This window comes from Thalassolituus sp. UBA3500 (genome assembly GCF_002377545.1).
In the GTDB taxonomy this organism is placed as follows: domain Bacteria; phylum Pseudomonadota; class Gammaproteobacteria; order Pseudomonadales; family Oceanobacteraceae; genus Thalassolituus.
This window is the reverse complement of the sequence record NZ_DFQB01000006.1, coordinates 3,355-6,731: the sequence shown is the minus strand read 5'-3', so window position 1 is coordinate 6,731 and position 3,377 is coordinate 3,355. Positions and strand designations below refer to the sequence as shown.

The 3,377-nt window shown below is 50.7% G+C and carries 3 protein-coding genes and 1 pseudogene; 3 read left to right on the top strand and 1 reads right to left on the bottom strand.

The window, feature by feature from the left end; genetic code table 11:
- Positions 1–482 (top strand): zinc-dependent alcohol dehydrogenase family protein (locus B2R29_RS02520; protein ID WP_301179642.1); only part of this gene is annotated, 482 nt, incomplete at its 5' end.
- A gap of 118 nt (positions 483–600) precedes the next feature.
- On the opposite strand, the gene B2R29_RS02515 is transcribed toward B2R29_RS02520, so the two are convergent.
- The gene (locus B2R29_RS02515) at positions 601–1,497 is read right to left on the bottom strand and encodes a LysR family transcriptional regulator (protein ID WP_206856391.1); all 897 of its coding nucleotides are present in this window, start codon (positions 1,495–1,497) and stop codon (positions 601–603) included.
- 156 nt (positions 1,498–1,653) lie between these two features.
- Between B2R29_RS02515 and B2R29_RS02510 the strand changes: the two genes are divergently transcribed.
- Positions 1,654–3,156 carry an aldehyde dehydrogenase family protein gene (locus B2R29_RS02510; RefSeq protein WP_286874832.1) on the top strand — a complete coding sequence of 501 codons (1,503 nt, stop codon included), beginning with the start codon at positions 1,654–1,656 and terminating at the stop codon, positions 3,154–3,156.
- A 58-nt stretch (positions 3,157–3,214) separates the two neighbouring features.
- Positions 3,215–3,377 (top strand): annotated as a pseudogene (locus B2R29_RS02505) (alkene reductase); the annotation flags it as partial.

Below are 3,377 nucleotides of genomic sequence, written 5' to 3'. Positions count from 1 at the left end.
TGCAAATTGCCAAAGCAATGGGGGCCAGGGTCATTGTGACCTCTTCGTCAGATGCAAAGCTCGCAAGGGCTAGAAAGCTCGGAGCGGATCAAACCATTAACTATCGACGTTGTCCGGATTGGGGGCATGAGGTTCTCTCATTAACCGAGGGTCGAGGCGTTGACCATGTTGTTGAAGTAGGAGGGCCTGGTACTCTCAGTCAGTCTTTTCAGGCGGTTTGTGTAGGCGGCCACATAGCCCTTATAGGTGTTCTAACCGGTCGTGAGGGTCAGGTTCCTACGGGGCTGCTCATGGCGAAGCAGGCCCGGCTTCAGGGTTTGATTGTCGGTAATCGGCGGCAACAACAGGACTATATTGCGGCTCTTCAGCAAAATGATCTGCGCCCGGTGATAGATCAAAGCTTTCGTCTGGACCAATTAGCGGAGGCATTTGCCGTTCAACAAAGTGGCGGTCATTTTGGCAAGATCGTTGTTGAGTGGTGAGAGCTGTCGTGATGGCTAATCGGGTGATGTTGCGTCCGAGGCTCGGTTAGCATTAGGCAATGTGAAGCGTTGTCTCTTTGCCGTCCAGCACACTGGTGTTGAGGCGGCTTTTTTTGGTCTAGATATTCGGAAACTCTTGCTGAAGAAGGGTCAGTATCCAACTGTGCAGCGGATCCTGACTGGAACGAGAATGCCAGGCTGCGATCACATCGAAACACGGAGGCGATTGGTCGAGCTCGATCTCTTTCACCAGTGGGTTTGGCAAAATGCGTGATGGTAGGAATGCGATGCAGTCGGTTGATGCCACGCAAACCGGTGCGGCAGAGAAGCTTGGGACAGACATAACGACATTGCGTTTATAGCCATTACTGGCAAACCACTCATCGGCTGAGCCGATCAGGTTGGCTCGTGTCGGAGAGACAATGAGTTGGGGCAGTCCGGCAACGTCGCCTATCGTAAGTGGTCGGGCGAGCAAGGGAGAATCCTTTCGGGTTACGCAGACATGGTGCTCTGAAAAAAGCCATTGTGTCTGACAGCTTTCAGGAACAAATGCCGGAAAAGTCAGCGCGAGGTCCACGTCTCCCGATGCCAGTAACGCATAGAGTCGATCACTTTCAAAATCTCGCACGATTAACTTCAATCCCGGTGCCAGCTTTCGTAACTTCATCATCAGTCTTGGCAATACAACCGCTACAGCGTAATCCGTCGCTGAGATCACGTAGGTCGCTTCCACAGTGGTCGGATTGAAGTCGTCAGGCGCCATCAAACGATCAATACTCTCGAAAACAGCGTTAACTCGTGGTTCTAGCTGTTCAGCAAGTGGCGTGGGTATGACCCCTTGTCCGGATCGTATGAACAGTCGATCCTGAAAGGCATCTCTGAGTTTGCTGAGCTGAGCGCTGACGGCTTGTTGGGTCATGCCCATCTGACTCGCGGCTCGTGTGACACTCCTCTCTTTTAACAGAATTTTGAACACTCGCAGCTGCTTCAGGTCGACTCGGCTAATATCACTCATAATTGTATCTCTAACCAACAAATACTGTTTCTATTTGTTATTTTATCCGCATAGCATGCTCTTGTCATGACTCGCCACCCAGCGGCCTGGAATCTAGACATCGGTCTGTTGTGGGTGACGCGTTGATCCTATGCAGCGATAAGGTGAGAGCATTTCATGAGTCATAGTACTGATAGCGAACTAGTTCAACGGTCAATAAAGACCGACTATAAGATGTTCATTGACGGGCGATGGGTGACAAGTCTGTCTGGACGTTCTTCTCCTTCGATTAACCCGGCTACAGGCGCCGTGTTGACCAACATACCGATGGCCAACAAAGAAGATGTTGATGCTGCAGTGAAATCAGCGCGTAAAGCGCTGGCTGTTTGGGGTCAAACATCTCCCCAGGAGCGTCAACAGGCGTTGCTTGCAATTGCGAGCAGACTCGAAGCGCGAGCAGAAGAGTTTGCAATCCTTGAGACGCTTGACAATGGCAAGCCGGTCCGAGAAACCAGACAGATTGACGTCCCCCTGGCGATTGATCATTTTCGGTATTTTGCCGGTGTGATTCGTTCTCACAGCGATGAAGCTGTGCAGCTCGATAACAACACATTGAGCCTGGTGTTAAATGAACCTGTTGGTGTGGTTGGCCAAATCATTCCCTGGAATTTTCCGCTATTGATGGCAGCCTGGAAATTAGCGCCCGCGCTTGCAGCTGGAAATACTGTTGTCATCAAGCCATCCGAGATGACGTCTATAACCCTTCTTACATTGGGTGAAATTCTCAATGATGTACTGCCACCAGGAGTCGTAAATATTGTTACCGGTCAGGGTGCAGAAGCGGGACAAGCTCTTCTTGATCACCCAGACGTGGATAAACTTGCTTTTACGGGATCGACGGCGGTTGGGTACCGCGTGGCGAAGGCTGCGGCAGAAAAGCTGATCCCGGCCACTCTGGAGTTGGGCGGTAAATCAGCCAACATCGTGTTTCCCGATGCCAACCTGGAGAAAGCCCTGGAAGGAGCTGCTCTCTCTATTCTTCTCAATCAGGGAGAGGTCTGTGAGGCAGGGGCCCGTTTATTCGTTCATCACTCCATCTTTGAAAAATTCATTGGAGCGCTAAAAGAGCGTTTTGAACAAATCAGAGTAGGAGATCCTTTGGATCCTCAAACCCAAATGGGAAGCCAGGTCAGTGAACAGCAGATGGCGAGGATTCTGTGGTATGTCGACCTGGCGTCGCAGGAAGGCCTCAATGTTCTTACCGGTGGAAAGCGCTTGACCGGTGGGGCGCTGGGCCGCGGAAGTTTTATCGCGCCGACCATCATTACGGATGTATCAAACGATATGTCAGTGGCCCAGGAAGAGATTTTCGGCCCAGTGTTGGTGGTTATGCCATTTGAGGATGAAGCTGATGTTATCGCGTTGGCGAATGAATCCGATTATGGCTTGGCCGGGGCCGTCTGGACTCAGGACATCAATCGGGCCCTGCGAGTAGCTCGTGCAATTAAAACTGGACGGATGTGGGTCAACACTTATCACGAATTGCCCGCGCACGCACCCTTTGGTGGATATAAAAAATCTGGTATTGGCCGCGAAACTCACAAGATGATGCTCGAAAGCTACACCGAGAAGAAAAACATAATCATCAGTTTGAATGAGTCCACGTACGGCCTGTTCTAGGGGCTTTTAGAGAGACCCTAAAGCAACATTAGAAACATACCTGAGAGGAATTAAAGTGATGAATGTAAGTTCTCTTTTTGAGTCGGTGAAATTGGGCCGTTTAAATCTGAAAAATCGTATTGTTTTGCCCCCTTTGACGCGATCAAGAAGTACGCAGCCCGGAAACATTCCAAATGATCTCATGGCCACCTACTACGCTCAGCGAGCCACAGCCGGTTTTA

Bases quoted from the DNA above. Each gene is read 5' to 3' on its own strand.
- B2R29_RS02515 (WP_206856391.1), bottom strand. From the start codon at position 1,497: ATGAGTGATATTAGCCGAGTCGACCTGAAGCAGCTGCGAGTGTTCAAA.
- B2R29_RS02510 (WP_286874832.1), top strand. From the start codon at position 1,654: ATGAGTCATAGTACTGATAGCGAACTAGTTCAACGGTCAATAAAGACC.